The following is a 17,552-nucleotide window of genomic DNA, read 5'->3' on the forward strand; positions in this document are numbered from 1 at the left end:
TGTATAGTATCAGCTGTTTGATATCAGCACAGTCCTAATTCTTCGAAAAAACTATCAAAAAATACGGTAAGATGCAGGAAGATTGTGCGAGGTGGGGTGACATTTGCGGGATCTGTGCCTTTATTGAATATGAACACCGAATTGTGCAACTGAGATGGCCCTTGGCGGGGCTGACCGATGGGGATGGAGATCAAATATGGATATGGGAATCAAAGGAAAGCGTGCATTAATATGCGCGTCATCGAAGGGGCTTGGCTTTGGATGTGCGCAGGCATTGGCGGCTGAAGGTGCTGATATCATTATGAATGCCCGGACGGAAGGCCCGCTTCTGGCGGCGGCTGAGGGCATCCGCAGCACCTATGGTGTTGAGGTCACGACTGTGGCTGCTGATATCTCGACCGACGCTGGGCAAGCAAAGGTTTTGGCGGCTGCTGGTGATGTGGATATTCTCGTGAATAACGCCGGTGGTCCGCCTCCGGGCATGTGGAGCGATTGGGAACGTGACGATTTTATTCAAGCTTTAGACGCAAATATGTTGGCGCCCATCGCGATGATCAAAGCGTTGGTGCCCGCGATGATGAACCGGGGTTGGGGACGGGTGGTGAACATCACATCCCAATCTGTGAAGGCGCCGATTGCTGTGCTTGGCCTGTCCAACGCGGCGCGCACGGGGTTGACGGGCTATGTGGCAGGCACATCGCGCCAGGTTGCGCCCAGTGGTGTGACGATCAACAATCTGCTGCCGGGCATTCATGCCACGGATCGCGCGGTGTCGCTGGATGGCGGTGTTGCGAACGCGCAGGGAATCAGCATGGATGACGCCAAGACCCAGCGAGAAGCGACGATCCCGGCCCGCCGTTATGGAACGGCTGAGGAATTCGGCGCAACCTGTGCGTTTCTCTGTTCCCAACACGCGGGCTTTATCGTTGGTCAGAATATTCTGCTTGATGGCGGTGCGGTGAACGCGACACTGTAAGTTTTAGAAAGAATGTAAGGGGCGGGCATGGCTGAGAAATACAGTTTGAAAGACGATCTGTTTAACCCAGAAACCATAGGTGATCTGGCGGGGTTCTTCCTGGTGGCCGACCCATCGTTTCAGGCGCAGGTGTTTACGGATGCCGTGCTTGCCCCTTTTGCACAGCTGGAACTTAAGCAACGCATCGCCCATATCGCGACCGTGCTTGAAGACCATCTTTCGCCGGATTTTCCCACAGCAGCGGAACAAATCATGGCGATGCTGCCGCCGCCTTTGGACCCGTCGCGTAGGGATGATGATTTTGGGCGGTTCATTTTCGCACCACTGGGGGATTACGTCGTGACCCACGGGCTTGCGGCACATTTAGATCTGTCACTGGATCTGCTTGAGGCTCTGACACAACGGTTTTCAATGGAATTTGCGATCCGTCCATTTCTGAACCACTGGCCAAGCCAAGTTTTGGCTCGGATGGAGAGCTGGATGCTGCATGACAATTATCATGTGCGCCGGTTGGTGTCTGAAGGGACGCGCCCAAAGCTGCCTTGGGGGATAAAGGTTGGGCTTGGGGTGACGGATCCTGTTCCATATTTGGATAAGTTACATGCGGATCCAACCCGATTTGTCACACGATCCGTGGCCAACCATTTGAATGATATATCTAAAATTGATGCGGATCTGGTGGTTGACATCCTTACGCGTTGGCAATCCGAGGGGCGCCAAGAGATCAAGGAAATGCAATGGATCACCCGTCACGCCTTGCGAGGCCTTGTGAAAAAGGGCCATGTGGGGGCGTTGAAATTGCTGGGGTATCGCACTGATCCCGACGTTAATGTGACCCATTTTGCGCCGGACCGTGATCAGTTGATGATTGGCGAAAGCTTTACATTCTCGGGGCAATTGACGGCGCAATGTGATGAGGCGCTGATGGTTGATTATGTCGTTGATTTTGTGAAATCCAACGGCAAAACCGCGCCAAAAGTGTTCAAGTTGAAACAGGTACAGATGAAGGCTGGTGAGACCTTGAACCTGTCGAAAAAACACTTGTTTAAGAAGGGCGCGACAACATTCACCCATTACCCCGGTGTTCAGCGCCTATCTTTGCAGGTGAATGGCAAAATTTTGGCCGGGTTCGATTTCACTCTAGAGTGATCAATTTGGTGATGTCTGTTGTTGCTTCATGGGGGGCGAGAGGCTAGGTCTTTGCCCCAAACACAGCGCAATAGAGGTCCCGACATGCAACATGAAACCGTTCAAGAATATTACGGCGAAACCCTTCAAGGATCGGTTGATCTGCAGACCAATGCCTGTTGCACGCCTGACGATATGCCTGATTTTCTTAAGAAAATCCTTGCCAAAATTCATGATGATGTGTTGTCACGATACTATGGTTGCGGGCTTGTTGCACCCGAAGTTTTGACCGGGTTGAAAGTGCTTGATCTGGGATCAGGATCAGGGCGTGATGTTTATGCGTTATCGGCGCTTGTGGGTGAGAACGGTTTTGTCACGGGCGTTGATATGACCGACGCCCAGCTTGACGTCGCACGCGCGCATATTGATTTTCACGCGGATGCTTTTGGCTATGCCAAGCCGAACACGGATTTCGTCAAAGGCACGATTGAAGACCTCGGTGCGCTTGGGTTTGAAGACAATAGTTTTGACCTGATTATCTCGAATTGTGTGATCAATCTGGCCTTGGACAAAGAGGCGGTATTGACCGAAGCCCTGCGCATTCTGAAACCTGGCGGCGAGATGTATTTCTCGGATGTATATTGCGACCGCCGTGTGCCTGTGGATCTGCGCGATGACCCTGTTTTATATGGGGAATGCCTGTCCGGTGCCTTGTATAGAAACGACTTTATGTCCCTGGCCAAATATGTTGGTTTTGGCGATCCGCGCATGGTGGACACCCGTGTTCTGACGGTTGAGAACCCCCAGATCGAAGCGAAACTGGGCGGTATTGGCTTTACCTCTGAGACCTGGCGCTTGTTTAAGCTGGAAAACATTGATGCGGATCAGGAAGATTACGGCCAGGCGGTGATCTATAATGGTCAGGTGGAACATATGCCGCAGGTGTTCGTTTTGGACGAGGCCCACGCCTTTGAAGCGGGAAAATGCACAACGGTCAGTGGTAACACTTGGCAGATCTTGCATCAAAGTCGTTTTGCGCAATTCTTTGATTTTATTGGTGGTTTTGATCGCCACTATGGTGAATTCGCGTCAGGAGCACCTGTTTCGATCCCGAAAAATCAAGGCGTATCAAATCCCGTTGATGACAGTTGTTGCGCGCCAAGCCCATCTGCAGGTGGCTGTTGCGGATAAGCTTGTTGCGCGAAATATACGCAGCGCCCTTGCCGTGTGCCGGGGCCTCTGTTAGTCGATAAAACTGACAAATTTACTCAGCGAAGGCTCTGTCGTGACCGATACCGCGCAGCACAATCAACAACCAGACCAAAGCTCGGCTCCGCGACTTGAGCTGAAGAACATCTGTCAATTCTATGGCGGAAAACAGGTTGTGAAGGATGTGTCGCTGACGGTGATGCCGGGGCAGGTGACCTGTTTGCTGGGGCCCTCTGGCTGCGGGAAATCTTCGACTTTGCGTTTGATCGCTGGCGTCGAGATGCAACACAGCGGCGAGATCTGGCTGGATGGCGAATTGATCTGTGACACATTGCATCGTGTGCCCCCGGAAGGGCGGTCGATTGGGTTGATGTTTCAGGATTTTGCATTGTTCCCACATCTTTCCGTCGCCCAAAATGTTGGGTTCGGTCTGAAGGGCAATAAATCTGCAAAGGCGGCCCGTGTCTCAGAGCTTTTGGAACGTGTCAGCCTGGCCCATTACGCCGATCGTTATCCGCATGAATTGTCCGGTGGTGAACAGCAACGTGTGGCTTTGGCCCGCGCGCTTGCACCGCGTCCTGTGATGATGTTGATGGATGAACCTTTTTCTGGCCTTGATGATCGCCTGCGTGATGACGTGCGCGATGAAACTTTGGCGATGCTTAAGGAAGAAGGTACAGCGGTTTTGCTTGTGACGCACGAGCCGGAAGAAGCCATGCGCATGGCAGATGAGATCCTGTTGATGCGTGACGGTGAAATCGTCCAACGCGGCGCACCCTATAACATCTATAATGCCCCGTGTGATCTTGATGCCGCGCGTTTTTTCTCTGATCTCAATGTGATTGAATCCGAGGTGAATGGCGCTTTGGCTGACACACCTTTTGGGCAGTTTCTGGCGCCTGGCCATGCGGATGGAACCCGTGTGAATATCGCATTTCGCCCGCAACATATTCGCATCGATTTCGATCGTGGGGGACGAGGACCTGAACCGACGCCGACGCATGGGGTTGCCGCGCGGGCCACAGTAAAGCGCGCACGGTTCTTAGGGCGCGAAAGCATCGTGGAATTTGAACTTGATTGCGGTGTGCATCTGTCGGCAACTGTGCCTTCGGTTTTCTTACCGGTTGAGGGACGGGTGATGTGGGTGTCTGTACCGCGTGCGCGTTGTTACGTCTTTGTTGAGTAACCCGCGTTTTTCGGTGAGATCTCTGCATCCCACGGCGAAAAATGCGAAATTACGTTGTGATTTTTGATTCATTTCACCTTTGGGCTATGAATCCTGTTGTCTGTTACTTAAATATATACCGAACAAGAAGTCCGGACGGGAAGACCCCAAAAAAATCCGGAATGGGAGAGAGACTAAAATGCTGAATAATATTGGCCTTCCGGGCATTCTGCTGATCGCTGTTGTTGTGCTGGTTCTGTTTGGACGCGGCAAAATTTCGTCTTTGATGGGCGAAGTGGGTAAAGGCATTACAGCGTTTAAACGCGGCGTGGACGACAGCAAAAAAGAGCTGGAAGACGAAGTTGTAGATGCCGCTGTCGATGTGACACCGGACTCTGAACAAGACAAAGCCTGATCCGCGGGCTGACAGAACATGTTTGACCTGGGCTTCCTTGAGCTTCTCTTGATCGGGATCGTCGCGCTAATTGTCGTCGGTCCCAAAGATCTGCCTGGTATGTTCCGCCAACTTGGCCGGTTCACCGGAAAAATGCGTGGCATGGCCCGCGAATTTCAACGTGCAATGGAAGATGCTGCCGATGAATCTGGTGTCAAAGACATCAAGAACATGGGCGCTGACGTCAGCAAAACGTTAAAGGCCGCAACCAATCCAGTTGGTGCGTCTTTGGATGCGGTGAAAGATGCGACCAAAGGTTGGTCTTCATCTTTGACGGATGGCACAGCGGGCCCAGCGACGCAAAAGCTTGCTGCTGATCGCGCGGAAGCTGCCGAGAAGATCCGCAACAAAGCTGCTGAAAAGGCGACAGAACGCAAAGCGGCGGAGGCTGCCGCCGCGGAGGCCAATTCCGAAACTCCAGTGGCAACGCCTGCGCCTGCGAAGAAAACTGCGCCCAAGAAGGCACCTGCCAAAAAAGCAGCACCGAAGAAAGCAGCGACGAAGAAAGCGCCAGCCAAGAAGACAACGGCTGCAAAAACAGCTGCTAAAAAGGCGCCGGCGAAGAAAACCACGGCGAAAAAGCCCGCTGCAAAAGCGGCCAGTGATAAAGACACATAAGCATGACAGACCAGGCCACCTCTGCGCCGGATGAGGTTGAAGAAAGCTCAGCCCCCCTTATCGAACATCTGACGGAATTGCGTTCGCGCCTGATTCATTCCGTGGTGGCCTTTATCATCGGGATGGTGATTTGTTTCACCATTTGGAACCCAATTTTTAACTTTTTGACACATCCCCTATGTTCCGCAATGGCGGAACGTGGCCAGGATGATTGCGGGCTGATCCTGATCAAACTGCAAGAAGGTTTCTTTGTGGCGATTTCGATTTCGCTGATGGGGGGATTGTTGCTTTCCTTCCCTTATATCGCCTTCCAGATGTGGCGCTTTGTGGCGCCCGGCCTCTATAAGAACGAACAGGGGGCCTTCCTGCCATTCCTGATCGCATCGCCTTTCATGTTCTTCCTGGGCGCAAGTTTCGCCTTTTATGTGGTGACACCGCTGGCCTTTGATTTCTTCTTGGGCTTTCAGCAAGCGGGCACCGTCATGAGCGAAGACGTCGACAATGCAACTGCGGGCATCGCTTTCCAAGGCTCAGCGCAAGAATATCTTAGCCTGACAATCAAATTTATCGTGGCCTTTGGCCTGTGTTTCCAACTGCCAGTTTTGCTGACATTGTTGGGGAAAGCCGGGCTTGTGTCGGCCAAAGGTCTTGGCAGTGTGCGCAAATATGCAGTTGTTGCGATCTTGGTTTTGGCGGCTCTTGTGACCCCGCCAGATGTTATCACGCAGGTGATTTTGTTCACCGTGGTTTATGGTCTGTACGAGATCTCTATCTTCCTTGTGGGGCGTATCGAAGTGAAACGGGAAGCCAAATTGCGTGCAGAAGGCCTTTGGGTTGAGGACGAGGATGAGTTCGACGAAGAACTTGATCAGCATCCAGAAGAGATGGACGACAAATGAGCCGCAAAACGGATGTGCTGACACGCATCGCTGAGGCGTTTGAACGGATGAACCCGCCCGCCGCCACAGCGCCTGATTTTGACGCCGCAGATGCGTTCATGTGGCAGGCGGATCCTGATGCGCTGGTGCCCGTGACCAAAGTGTCGCGTGTGGCGCTGGATATGCTGGTGGGGATCAATCGGTCGCGTGATACATTGCTGGAAAACACCCTGCAATTTGCCCGAGGTTTCGCCGCCAATAACGCTCTGTTGTGGGGCGCGCGGGGCATGGGAAAGTCATCGCTTGTGAAGGCCATCCATGCAGAGATCTTGACCCAAGGTCACAACCTGAAGATCATTGAACTGCAACGCGAAGACTTGCCGTCCGTGGGACGTCTTTTGGGCCTGCTACGTGGTGTGCCACATCGATTTGTGCTTTTTTGCGATGACCTGTCGTTTTCTCATGATGATGAACATTACAAGTCTCTGAAGGCGATTTTGGATGGTGGCATTGAAGGGCGGCCAGACAATGTTGTGCTTTATGCCACGTCTAACCGGCGTCACTTGATGCCACGCGATATGATTGAAAACGAACGTCAAAGCGCGATCAACCCATCAGAAGCGGTGGAAGAAAAAGTGTCTTTGTCTGATCGCTTTGGTCTGTGGTTGGGGTTCCATCCCTGCGATCAGGATGACTATCTTGCGATGATCCGGGGGTATTGCGATGCTTATGGCGTTGATATTTCGCAAGATGATTTGCGTGCTGAGGCCATTGAATGGCAAGCGACACGTGGCAATCGTTCCGGGCGTGTGGCGTGGCAGTTCTTTTGCGATTTGGCAGGACGCCGTGGGGTCGCCTTATAGGCCTTTTGGCAAATAGGCCCACAGCCAAAATCTGGCGAAGTTTACCTTTTGATAACAGCTATTCCCATAAGCGTGGTTGGCGGTTTTGGGATTTTTTGTTTTATTTCGATGGCTTATCTGGTGTGGCGATAAAATCAGTATTCTAGAATACTGGAATTTTAGAGGTGCTAAGGATTGGGCGTAGATGCACAAAGCGCCGCCCACTACCTGTTTGATCAGTTCAAGAAGTCGACCGGATCCACGGGATCAAACCCACGACGCACTTCAAAACGTATGAATGATGGATTGCCATCACGTACCTTGGCGAATTGTTGTCCTTGTGTCACCCGGTCCCCTTTTGACACCGTGATGTCGCTGACATTGGCATAGATCGTCAATAGGTTGCCGGAGTGACGCAGCACCAACACGGGGACATCGTCTGTATCTTCGGTGATTGCGGCGACGGTACCTGCGTCTGCAGCCACGACTTTCGCACCTGCGCTGGCGGCGATGTCGATACCGCCGCTGCGACCTTCTTCAAAGGGCCTGATGATATTGCCAGCGACAGGCATGATAAGTCGGCCCCCAGCATTGCTGCGGCTTTCGCTGAGATCAGGTGAACTCGGTGTGTTTTCAGCCGCCTCCGTCGCGGTTGTCGTGTCATTGCGTGGCAATGGCGTGCTGGCACTTGGCGGAACTGGCGTCGGGCTGCCTTGGCCAGGAGGGGTGGTTTCCACCGGTGCTGGCGCTGCCACGGCAGGGGCAGGGGCGGGCGTGGGGGTCGTGTTGTTGCTCTCTGTGCTGGTCGGGATCAACAAATACTGTCCTTCACGTACGCTGAGATCCGAGGCTAGCCCGTTCCACTGCGCCAAAGAACGCACGGATACGTTATACAGGCGGGCGACCGTATATGCGGTTTCGCCACGGCCAACCCTGTGGCGGATCGGTTCGATACCGGTTTCGCTGTTGGTTTGTGCCGTAATCGTGCCAGATGCAGTGCCTGAGTTGCTGTTGGGCGCGCGGTCAATTGCACCAGAAGCCAGGGTTTGAACATCGATGACCCTTGGGGTTTGGGACGCGCCGGACGTGATCGCACCCGTGTCGGCGGAGGGTTCCGAGACACGGCCTGGCAGGGCGATGATTTCACCGTTGCGCAGCGGAGAACTGGTTTCCATGCCATTATAGGTCGCCAGCGCTTGTGCATCGACGCCAAGACGGTTCGCGACATCGGCAACCGTGTCGCCACGGCGGGCCTCAGCAACTTGGTAATTCGGGTATGAGATCAGGCCGCGATTGTCGGCACGCGGGCGTCGGTTGGACGACCCTCGGACCGCATCCGAAGTGTCAATTCCATTGCCGAAATTATTGCGCAGGTCCAGATCTACGTTTTCAAAACAGCCAGCGGTTAATCCAACCACAGCAGCCATGGATAAAAGCCGCAGGCGTCGTGTGACATTGGGGGCGAATACAGGTGTTATGCTCATTGCTCTTCCTCGTTCTGGGCCGCTTTGCCAATCAATTGGCTTTGTATTCGGCCCATCAGGGTGTGTGATTGACTAAATATACTCTTCTTTGCCCAAGCCTTCCAGCAAAGGCACAAATCGCACGGGCCGAAGCTCGTCATAGTCGAACCCAGTCTCGGTGCGTGTGACCTTAATCAGGCTTTGAACGGCGTCAGATTGACCTACAGGCACGACCATAATGCCCCCGACACGCAACTGTGCAAGCAAAGGGCCCGGCGGATCTTCGGCCGCAGCTGTCACGACAATACGATCAAATGGCGCTTGCTGTGGGAGGCCAAAACTGCCGTCACCAATGATCGCTGTGATGTTTCCCAAGTCTAGTTCTTCAAAGGCTTTGCGCGCTGTGCGGATGAGTTGGCGGTGCCGTTCAACGGTGTAAACACGTCGCGCCAATTGGCTGAGAATTGCAGCCTGATACCCCGATCCCGTGCCCACCTCGAGCACCTTATCACGGGGCTGCACATTCAGCGCCTGGGTCATTAGCGCCACCACAGACGGCTGGCTGATGGTTTGCCCACAGGCGATCGGCAATGGTGTGTCTTCATAGGCGCGATCAGCGAAAAACCCTTGAATAAAAGGGCCGCGATCAATTTTTTCCATCGCGGTTAACACACGATTATCCGTCACACCTTTCGAGCGCAGTTGAAACAGAAACTGCATTTTGCGCTCGGCGATATCTTGGTTGACCTGAGAAGACATGCCTAGAAGCTTTCCTTCAGGGCGGTAAGAGTTTTGTGATCCGTCAGATCTGCCCGCATGGGGGTGACCGAGGTGTATCCATTGAGGTTGTCGGTAACATCTGTTCCAGGCAAAGTTGGGGTTTGCTGGGGGCCGCCTTTTATCCAAAGAAAACGTTTCCCGGATGGCGAATGGTGGGGTTCAACGGTGAAATCTACGTCACGGCGAAAGCCCTGGGCAGACAGACGGACGCCCTTATGCGCGGTTGCGGATACGGGCGGAAAATTCACGTTCCAAAACAGGCGGTAATCCGCTGTATCATTGGTTTGTGGTGCCGCCAAGATCCGTTTAATCACCCCAACCGCATGGGCTGCGGCGCATTCAAAAGGGTCGTCGAGGTCACGATTATCAACGCCGAAATACTGGGACATGGCCACTGCGGGAATGCCCTGCAGTGCAGCTTCCATTGCGGCACCAATTGTCCCGGAATATAGCGTGTTCTCACCTGAATTATTGCCACGGTTGACACCAGAGAGCACCAGATCGGGACGTTCAGGCATGACGTCGTGCAAAGCGGTTAACACACAGTCAGCGGGGCTGCCTTCTGCAGCGAAGCTGCGCGGGCCGTGTTGGGCGACCAGGAAAGGATGTGTAAAGCTAATGCAATGGCCGACGCCGGACTGTTCAAATGCGGGCGCGACAATCCAGACTTCGCCATCGGGGCCAGCGAGGTCTTCTGCGATCTTGGTAAGTGTTTTTAGACCGGGAGCGTGAATGCCGTCGTCGTTGGTGATGAGAATGCGCATGTTGGCCCCGATACATGGTTGTGAGCTGTTTTCTGATCAATAACGATCGAAGAGTCGTGCGTAAAGTACACTGATCGAGAGTTTTTGAATGGATGCGTGATTGCGCTGTATTGGCCGCAGAAAACAGACAGGCGTGATGCGATGTTGACGGAGATACAGCGCCATGGCCCGTTTCACTAGAAAACTAGAAAACTAGAAAACTAGAAAACTAGAAAACTAGAAAACTAGAAAACTAGAAAACTAGAAAACTGGTTTTCCAATAGAGGGTTAACATCGCTTAACGCGCGACGGGGCAGATCACGCCAGATGAGATACTATTTTGGCGGCCTCGTCATGGATATCGGCCAGAACGCTTTTATCCTCGCCTGGATAAAACCTTGCGCGCAATCCCGTGCCCATGGGGGCGGGGTTGGCGATTATCACCTCAGGCCCGTTCTTCGCACCCTCTGCTTGCCAATTCTTTGCAAGAGCGATCTGCGCAGCTTTGGTTGCACCATAGCTGCCATAGAATTTCCCACCGATGCTTTTATCCTCGAAGAACATGGCGCGGCCTTTTTTCGCAAGCAGTAGGGGCTCGACCGCGCGGATAAGGAAACGCGTCATATTCACATTGCCCGCCAGGCTTTTGTCGAAATCTTTATTGTCGATATGCGATGTCGGGGTCAGTGGTGCGCCGTGAATGGCGCTATGGGCCCAAAGATCGACGCCGCCCCAACGTTGGGCAATTGATCCCCCGAGATACGCGCAAGCGCCTTCATCCGTCAGGTCCATTGGAACCAGGGTCGCGCTGCCGCCAGCTGCTTTGATATTGTCATCCAAATCTTCCAATCCACCCTGGGTGCGGGCAACTGCGATGATGTGATGGGTGGGGGCAAGCGCCAACGCAAGTGCGGCGCCAAGGCCACGGGATGCGCCGGTGATGAGGGCGGTTTTTTGTGCAATCTCGGTCATGAGGCTTCTCTATCCTTACACAGATACTCTGTCGAGAGGCCATGCCACTTTTTGACCAGCTGCGACGTCACGGTCCTTCGAAATCCTCGGGGGGGCTTGGTGCACGTTCGGTGTGAAGTTTTTGAACCGCAGTTTCGCACATACCATATTCCAGCCATTGGCATCCGGCACAGATAATCTGTAGGCCGCCTGGGCTGATCCGCTGTTTTATCAGATCCAAAGCGTCGCCCCAAGTGAGGCGTTCGTTGTAACTTAAACCAAGGGCACGCAGATGCGCTTTGTCTAGTTTTTCAATCCCGTCTTGGTTGCTGCACCGTAGACCGCGACGTTTGGGGCAGGGGGCGCAGATGTCATCTGTGTTGCGCACGACCACGATGTCGGTGGCTTCACCTTTGGGGGCACGTAAACCTTGGTCGACGATCCGCGTCATATTGGCAGTGAATTCGTCGGAATAGCCTTTGCCTTGGAAACCAAGAGAGCAGAGGAAGTGATGCGGACGAAATTTCAGTGCAGCTTCGCCCGGAGTTTTTGAAAAACTCCGGGGAAAATTCTTCGAAGAATTTTGGGCGCTCACTCAGCCGCTTTCATCTCGAAACCCTTTTCGAGCATATCTGCTGGTGTCACCGGATACTCACCAGAGAAGCATGCATCACAGTACTGCGGACATTTTTTGTTGCGGCCTTTCTTCTGACCAGCGGCACGATACAGACCATCAAGTGAGATGAACTTGAGGCTGTCCACGCCCAGGTGGTCGCGCATCTCGTCTTCGGACATAGTGGCCGCGAGAAGCTTGTCACGCTGAGGTGTGTCCACGCCATAGAAGCAAGGCCATGCGGTGGGCGGGGACGCGATGCGGAAGTGCACTTCTGCTGCGCCTGCATCTAAAATCATGTCTTTGATTTTGCGGGATGTGGTTCCACGAACAACGGAATCATCAACCAAAATCACCCGTTTGTCTTTGATCAGCGCCCGGTTGACGTTCAACTTCAAACGCACACCCATGTTGCGGATTTGCTCGGTCGGTTCAATGAAGGTCCGGCCCATATATTGGTTGCGGATAATGCCCATCGCGTAAGGAATGCCGCTTTCTTGAGAAAACCCAATCGCCGCAGGGGTGCCACTGTCCGGTACGGGGCAGACAAGATCTGCATCCACAGGGGTTTCACGGGCCAGTTCCACACCGATTTGCCGGCGGGTCTCATAGACGGATTGGTCGCCAATGATGCTGTCTGGACGTGAGAAATACACATGTTCAAAGATACAGAACTTTGACGCCTGCTTGCGGAAGGGGAAGTGGCTTTCGACACCATCTTCAGTGATCACAACCATCTCGCCTGGTTCAATGGAACGAACATATTCCGCACCAATGATATCAAGCGCGCAGGTTTCAGATGACAACGCCCAGCCATCGCCGATTTTACCAAGCACAAGCGGGCGCACACCATGTGGGTCACGTACACCCATCAATTTGGTACGGGTCATGGCAACCACGGAAAACGCACCTTCCACACGACGCAGGGCATCTTCCATACGTTCAGGAATGTTGCGTTGCAGGGAACGCGCCATCAAGTGAATGATGCATTCACTGTCGGATGAACTTTGGAAGATCGAGCCACGTTCAATCAACTCTTTGCGCAAAGAATTGGCGTTGGTCAAATTGCCATTGTGGGCAATGGCCGCGCCACCCATGGAAAACTCGCCAAAGAAGGGCTGCACATCACGGATGACAGCGCCTTTTGACCCAGCGGTGGAATAGCGTACGTGACCGATTGCAATCGGTCCCGGCAGGGTTTCCATCAGGCTGGCTTTGGTAAAGTTATCACGCACATAGCCAAAACGACGGGCTGAATTGAAGCCGTGTTCGGGGTCATGTGACACGATCCCACCGGCTTCTTGGCCGCGATGTTGTAGCGCGTGTAGGCCAAGGGCGACAAAGTTGGCAGCGTCTGTGACACCAACAACCCCGAAGACACCGCATTCTTCTTTCAGTTTGTTGTCGTCAAAAGGGTGCGCATAATACGGCTTGGCATCCGCAATATCAGGCACATCTTGGCTGTTAGAAGAAATGGGCGAACGTCGTGGCAGGTTGCGCATGTGGCAGCAGCTCCGTTTGTCCGAGGGTGCGAATCCCCTCAGCGTGGCGTTGCCTTCTCTTAGTCTGCTCAGGCCCATCTGTCATCAAAGAGTCACAGAAATCGCAATTTTCCTTTTCAAACAGAAAACGGGCCGTGACAAATAAATGCCAAGGCCCGTTTTGAAATCGATGTATTCCGCAGGTTTCCCGGATTATTGGGCGGGTGCATCACAGCTTGCGATGAAGCTATTATAGCGGCTTTGCAGCCAACCCGGAACGTCTGTTGGCACTTGATCTTCGACCTGTGTGGTGAGGTTTCCAAACACAGCGGCTGTGCGGCTGTCTGCAACCATGGCAGCGGGTGCGCCCGGATTGATGAATGAATAGGCCATAAGGGCGATGACAATCAGTAAAATGCCGCGTCCAACCCCAAAGAGAAACCCTAGCCCCTGATCGATACCACCAAGAACCGAGCGTTGAACCGCGCCAGCAAAGAGAGGGGTGAAGATTGAGAACAGCAAAAGTCCGATCACCATGACAACGGCGAAACTGATCAGCAAAGCAAGCTCGCATTGGCCTTCAATGAAATCGCTCAGCACAGGAACCTGTGCCAACAATGGCTGAACTGATGCGGCAAACATATAAGCGAGGATCGTTGCGCCAATCCAGCCGCCGATGGACAAGACTTCTCGCACCAAGCCGCGGGAATACGCGAGCAGGGCCGACAGGATGATGACAGCGGCTGCAACCCCGTCAATAATTGTGAAACCTTCCATGGGTATTCCTTTAGCGATCGTTTTGCCGATTACTCGGCGGAAAATGTTAGTTCTGTGAACTCTGCCAGATCGGCGAACTGTTTAATGTCCAGCGTCGAATCTGACCCCGTTTTACTTTTTGATGGGACAATCGCCCCGGAGAAACCAAGTTTTGCGGCTTCTTTCAATCTATTTTCTGTCTGCCCAACCGGGCGCAGGGAACCTGATAGGCTAATTTCCCCAAAAACGACAGTGTCTGCGGGCAAAGCTGTATCTTCGCGCGCAGACAGTAGCGCAGCGGCAACAGCTAAGTCAGCGGCGGGTTCCGTGATTTTGATCCCACCTGCCACATTTAGGTACACATCAAGCCCCGCAAAAGGAATGCCACATCGCGATTCAAGTACCGCCAAGATCATTGCCAACCGGCTGCCGTCCCAGCCGACAACCGTGCGTTTGGATTGGCTGTGGGGGGAAGGCGATACAAGCGCTTGAAATTCGGCAAGCACCGGGCGCGTGCCTTCGATCCCCGCGAAAACAACGGATCCGGGGGCGGCTTTGTCGCGTTCAGACAGGAACAAAGCCGATGGGTTTTTGATTTCGCGCAGACCTTTGCCGGTCATCTCAAACACACCGATTTCATCGGTCGCGCCAAAGCGGTTCTTAACCGCGCGTAAAATGCGGAATTGGTGGCTGCGTTCGCCCTCAAAATACAAAACGGTGTCGACCATATGTTCAACGATACGCGGCCCGGCCAACTGACCTTCTTTGGTGACATGGCCAACCAAAACCACCGCCATGCCCTTGCGTTTGGCAAATGTTGTCAGTTCATGCGCGGCGGCGCGCACTTGGCTAACAGACCCCGGCGCGGAGCTTACGTTATCGGCCCACATGGTTTGGATCGAATCAATCACCGCAAGATCAGGTTTTTCATTCTCAAGCGTCGTCAAAATATCGCGCAGGCTGGTTTCCGTGCCCAAAAGCACGGGGGATTTCTCGACCCCAAGACGTTGGGCGCGCATGCGGACCTGGGCGGAAGCTTCCTCGCCCGAGATATAGATCACTTTCAGCCCATTACGCGCAAATCTTGCGGCGGCTTGCAATAACAGCGTGGATTTCCCGATGCCAGGATCACCGCCCACAAGAATGGCGGATGAGGCCACAAGCCCGCCGCCCAAAACACGGTCCAATTCCTGCACGCCTGACAATGTGCGCGGCGGCAATTCAATGTCGCCGTCAAGATCCATCAGGGGTACTTTACGCCCGCGCGCCGCACCCAGTGAGCTGGATGAGGGGCCCGCAGACATGGGGGCTTCCTCGGCCAATGTGTTCCACTCGCCGCAGCCGTCACATTGTCCGGCCCATTTCTTATGCGCCTGGCCACAAGCCGAGCAGTTGTATGAAATAATTGCTTTTGCCATGCCGCTTTGTGCCCCGAAGTGAACGAAAGGGCAACAGGGATAGGGAATTGTTTCTGTGGGGTGTCTCGAGACCTGAAATGGAACAGTTTGCGCCGCTTTTTAAACACATTTGATTACTAATGAAATTGAGGCCTTCTGGGGAGCCGTTTAAAAATTGGGGAATAAAATGATTAATAGACGAACATTGCAAAATTTTTCTCTGAAGTTTGGGATGGTTGGTATTGTTGGTATGGCGATGACGACGTCGGTATTGGCAATACCGCAGCCAGATTTGATCATCTCTGGCGCGTTGACCAACACTTCGCCGACTTGGGGGATAAGCCCTGGGATCGGAATTGATCCTGGAACAAGCTACGAAGCTTACGAATTAACCATCACAGGCGCCTTCACGAGTACCCGAAGCGGAGGAACGCTGAGTTCTAGTTTTTCGGGGCAAATGCTCTTTCCAATGGGCCAATTTGATCCGAATGCCGCGGGTCTTGGGAGTGCAGGGTTTGCTGAGAGCATTTCCCAAGCAATTACACCCGGGCAGTATACTCTTGTAGTGTCTGAAATAGATCCAGGTTTTTTTGGCACCTTTGTATACCATATCTCGGGAGCCATTCTCGGTTGGGGACCAAGTTTGGGGCAGGTTGCTCAGGAACAAGGTGCGATTGCGGCGAATGAAATTGCTCAGGCACTTTCGGCATCGGTCTTTTCTGCGATCAAAGGTGGAATGCAATCTGATGCGCCCGTGGTCAGCCGCAATACCCCGTTTGGGGGCGTGAAAAACGGTTCCGGGCGCACTTGGTTTCAGGCGGATTACACAGCGATTGACGGAACCGATCTGGAAGGCCGTTTCCCAATTATGCAGGGTGGTCTTGATTTCCAACTTGAAAACGGAATGTTGCTTGGCGCAGCCCTTGGATACAGTGATTTCTCAGTGCGCAATTCAACGTCTGATCTGAAAGGGGAAAGCCTGACGATTCAGCCTTACCTTGGCTTCCAGTTGGGCAAAACCACCGGATCCATCTCGCTTAGTTTTGGTCAGCTTGATCTGGACACAGCCGATGGTACCGGATCCGCAGAAGGCGACACACGCGCGCTGAACCTATCGCTGGAACGTGGGTTTGCGCTTGGCGGACAGCAGTTGATCGGTGAATTTGATGCGGGCTTTGGCCGTCAGGATATCGACAGTGGTACGGGCACTTTGGCAGGCCTTGCGGATACGCATTCCACCTGGAGCTATGCCTCTCTTGGGGCGCGTTATGAGATGCAGAACGGCAATGTGAACAGCTCCATCGGGGGATCGATTGACTATAATGACGTAGGCAATTTCGATAGTCTTTCCGCCAGCCATTACGGCAGCGACGGGTTCACAGGCGCGATCAATGTCAGCTTTGATTACAACCTAAGCAATGGATCCAACGTATATTTCAAGGGCGAAGTTGGCGGCCTTGGGGGCGATGCCATTCGTAAATCTGTGCAAGCCGGAATTGATTTCCGCTTCTGATCACAGATGAAATGAATTTGAAAGGCGTCCTAAACGGGCGCCTTTTTCTTTTCCGTAAAGACGGAAACCGCAAGGGACGCCAAGATGCATCCCGTGAACAGATATAGGCCCCAAGCGGTTTCGACCTTGCCGATGCCAATGCCTTTGATGACAACGATGTAAAGCGCGATCAGGAAGACATCCGCCATCGCGAGTTTCCCCATGATATTAAGGACGGGCAGGGTCTTGCGTTTGAGAAGGCCGAAGTGGATCAGGGCCAGGCCGATGGTTTTCAGGTAGGGCGCGAAGATCGCCAGGAAGGTGACCAATAAGGCAAGGATCACATCGCTGTCCCAGAGGCTTTGCAAGCCCGAGATCACTGAGATTTCCGACAGTCCAAACAGCGGCAGCAATCCCGCACGCAGAAGCGGCGCGAACCACGCAAGCGGGAACAGGACCAGGAGGGACAGGTTGAGGAGTTTAAGGGGCAACATGGACGCTTTCTTGAAATGGGTATAATTCAAAACTCGGCAATGAAAAGAGAAATGACAGCAAGGCAAAATACAGAGATTCCGATGGTTGCAGGTGTATTCACTGCGCGGCTCT

The 17,552-nt window shown here is 53.4% G+C and carries 18 protein-coding genes; 9 read left to right on the plus strand and 9 right to left on the minus strand.

What is annotated here, in order from left to right; genetic code table 11:
- Nucleotides 1-196 precede the first annotated feature (196 nt).
- The 8 genes from RJ38_RS01240 (at nucleotide 197) to RJ38_RS01275 (ending at nucleotide 7,291) form a co-directional block, all read left to right on the plus strand.
- Nucleotides 197-976 (plus strand): SDR family oxidoreductase, encoded by a 780-nt coding sequence (locus RJ38_RS01240; RefSeq protein WP_039017103.1) that lies wholly within the window; start codon nucleotides 197-199, stop codon nucleotides 974-976.
- 27 nt (nucleotides 977-1,003) lie between these two features.
- On the plus strand, nucleotides 1,004-2,125 hold the full coding sequence (locus tag RJ38_RS01245; protein WP_039017104.1) for a DNA alkylation repair protein: 1,122 nt from the start codon (nucleotides 1,004-1,006) through the stop codon (nucleotides 2,123-2,125).
- Nucleotides 2,126-2,209: 84 nt separating this feature from the next.
- Nucleotides 2,210-3,295, plus strand: coding sequence for a methyltransferase domain-containing protein (locus RJ38_RS01250; RefSeq protein WP_052245118.1), 1,086 nt, complete (start codon nucleotides 2,210-2,212; stop codon nucleotides 3,293-3,295).
- Between the two features lie 94 nt (nucleotides 3,296-3,389).
- Nucleotides 3,390-4,499 carry an ABC transporter ATP-binding protein gene (locus RJ38_RS01255; RefSeq protein WP_052245119.1) on the plus strand — a complete coding sequence of 370 codons (1,110 nt, stop codon included), beginning with the start codon at nucleotides 3,390-3,392 and terminating at the stop codon, nucleotides 4,497-4,499.
- A gap of 178 nt (nucleotides 4,500-4,677) precedes the next feature.
- Entirely contained in the window at nucleotides 4,678-4,893 is a 216-nt protein-coding gene (locus RJ38_RS01260; RefSeq protein WP_039017105.1) for a twin-arginine translocase TatA/TatE family subunit, read from the plus strand.
- 18 nt (nucleotides 4,894-4,911) lie between these two features.
- Nucleotides 4,912-5,550 (plus strand): Sec-independent protein translocase protein TatB, encoded by a 639-nt coding sequence (gene tatB / locus RJ38_RS01265; RefSeq protein WP_039017106.1) that lies wholly within the window; start codon nucleotides 4,912-4,914, stop codon nucleotides 5,548-5,550.
- 2 nt (nucleotides 5,551-5,552) lie between these two features.
- Nucleotides 5,553-6,449, plus strand: a complete 897-nt coding sequence (gene tatC, locus RJ38_RS01270) for a twin-arginine translocase subunit TatC (protein WP_039017107.1) — start codon at nucleotides 5,553-5,555, stop codon at nucleotides 6,447-6,449.
- Nucleotides 6,446-7,291 (plus strand): ATP-binding protein, encoded by an 846-nt coding sequence (locus RJ38_RS01275; RefSeq protein WP_039017108.1) that lies wholly within the window; start codon nucleotides 6,446-6,448, stop codon nucleotides 7,289-7,291. The genes tatC and RJ38_RS01275 overlap by 4 nt, the downstream gene beginning before the upstream one ends.
- A gap of 215 nt (nucleotides 7,292-7,506) precedes the next feature.
- Here RJ38_RS01275 and RJ38_RS01280 read toward each other — a convergent pair whose 3' ends face one another.
- From RJ38_RS01280 to radA, 8 genes are all read right to left on the minus strand, one after another.
- Nucleotides 7,507-8,754: a peptidoglycan DD-metalloendopeptidase family protein gene (locus RJ38_RS01280; protein ID WP_082005589.1), complete on the minus strand. Its 1,248-nt coding sequence runs from the start codon at nucleotides 8,752-8,754 to the stop codon at nucleotides 7,507-7,509.
- 72 nt (nucleotides 8,755-8,826) lie between these two features.
- Nucleotides 8,827-9,492: a protein-L-isoaspartate(D-aspartate) O-methyltransferase gene (locus RJ38_RS01285; RefSeq protein WP_039017109.1), complete on the minus strand. Its 666-nt coding sequence runs from the start codon at nucleotides 9,490-9,492 to the stop codon at nucleotides 8,827-8,829.
- A 2-nt stretch (nucleotides 9,493-9,494) separates the two neighbouring features.
- Nucleotides 9,495-10,277, minus strand: a complete 783-nt coding sequence (surE, locus tag RJ38_RS01290) for a 5'/3'-nucleotidase SurE (RefSeq protein ID WP_039017110.1) — start codon at nucleotides 10,275-10,277, stop codon at nucleotides 9,495-9,497.
- A gap of 297 nt (nucleotides 10,278-10,574) precedes the next feature.
- Nucleotides 10,575-11,228 (minus strand): SDR family NAD(P)-dependent oxidoreductase, encoded by a 654-nt coding sequence (locus RJ38_RS01295; RefSeq protein ID WP_039017111.1) that lies wholly within the window; start codon nucleotides 11,226-11,228, stop codon nucleotides 10,575-10,577.
- 67 nt (nucleotides 11,229-11,295) lie between these two features.
- Nucleotides 11,296-11,802 (minus strand): DUF1284 domain-containing protein, encoded by a 507-nt coding sequence (locus RJ38_RS01300; RefSeq protein WP_052245120.1) that lies wholly within the window; start codon nucleotides 11,800-11,802, stop codon nucleotides 11,296-11,298.
- On the minus strand, nucleotides 11,799-13,322 hold the full coding sequence (gene purF, locus RJ38_RS01305) for an amidophosphoribosyltransferase (protein WP_082005590.1): 1,524 nt from the start codon (nucleotides 13,320-13,322) through the stop codon (nucleotides 11,799-11,801). Before purF ends, RJ38_RS01300 begins: the two co-directional genes overlap by 4 nt.
- 192 nt (nucleotides 13,323-13,514) lie before the next feature.
- On the minus strand, nucleotides 13,515-14,078 hold the full coding sequence (locus RJ38_RS01310) for a CvpA family protein (RefSeq protein WP_039017112.1): 564 nt from the start codon (nucleotides 14,076-14,078) through the stop codon (nucleotides 13,515-13,517).
- Between the two features lie 29 nt (nucleotides 14,079-14,107).
- Complete coding sequence (gene radA, locus RJ38_RS01315; protein ID WP_039017113.1) at nucleotides 14,108-15,475, minus strand: DNA repair protein RadA; 1,368 nt, start codon at nucleotides 15,473-15,475, stop codon at nucleotides 14,108-14,110.
- A gap of 166 nt (nucleotides 15,476-15,641) precedes the next feature.
- Between radA and RJ38_RS01320 the strand changes: the two genes are divergently transcribed.
- A complete protein-coding gene (locus RJ38_RS01320; protein ID WP_156121707.1) occupies nucleotides 15,642-16,967 on the plus strand; it encodes a hypothetical protein in 1,326 nt (441 codons plus the stop codon).
- Between the two features lie 29 nt (nucleotides 16,968-16,996).
- Here RJ38_RS01320 and RJ38_RS01325 read toward each other — a convergent pair whose 3' ends face one another.
- Nucleotides 16,997-17,440: a paraquat-inducible protein A gene (locus tag RJ38_RS01325; RefSeq protein ID WP_039017115.1), complete on the minus strand. Its 444-nt coding sequence runs from the start codon at nucleotides 17,438-17,440 to the stop codon at nucleotides 16,997-16,999.
- Between the last annotated feature and the right edge of the window lie 112 nt (nucleotides 17,441-17,552).

The organism is Halocynthiibacter namhaensis (assembly GCF_000812685.1).
GTDB lineage: Bacteria > Pseudomonadota > Alphaproteobacteria > Rhodobacterales > Rhodobacteraceae > Halocynthiibacter > Halocynthiibacter namhaensis.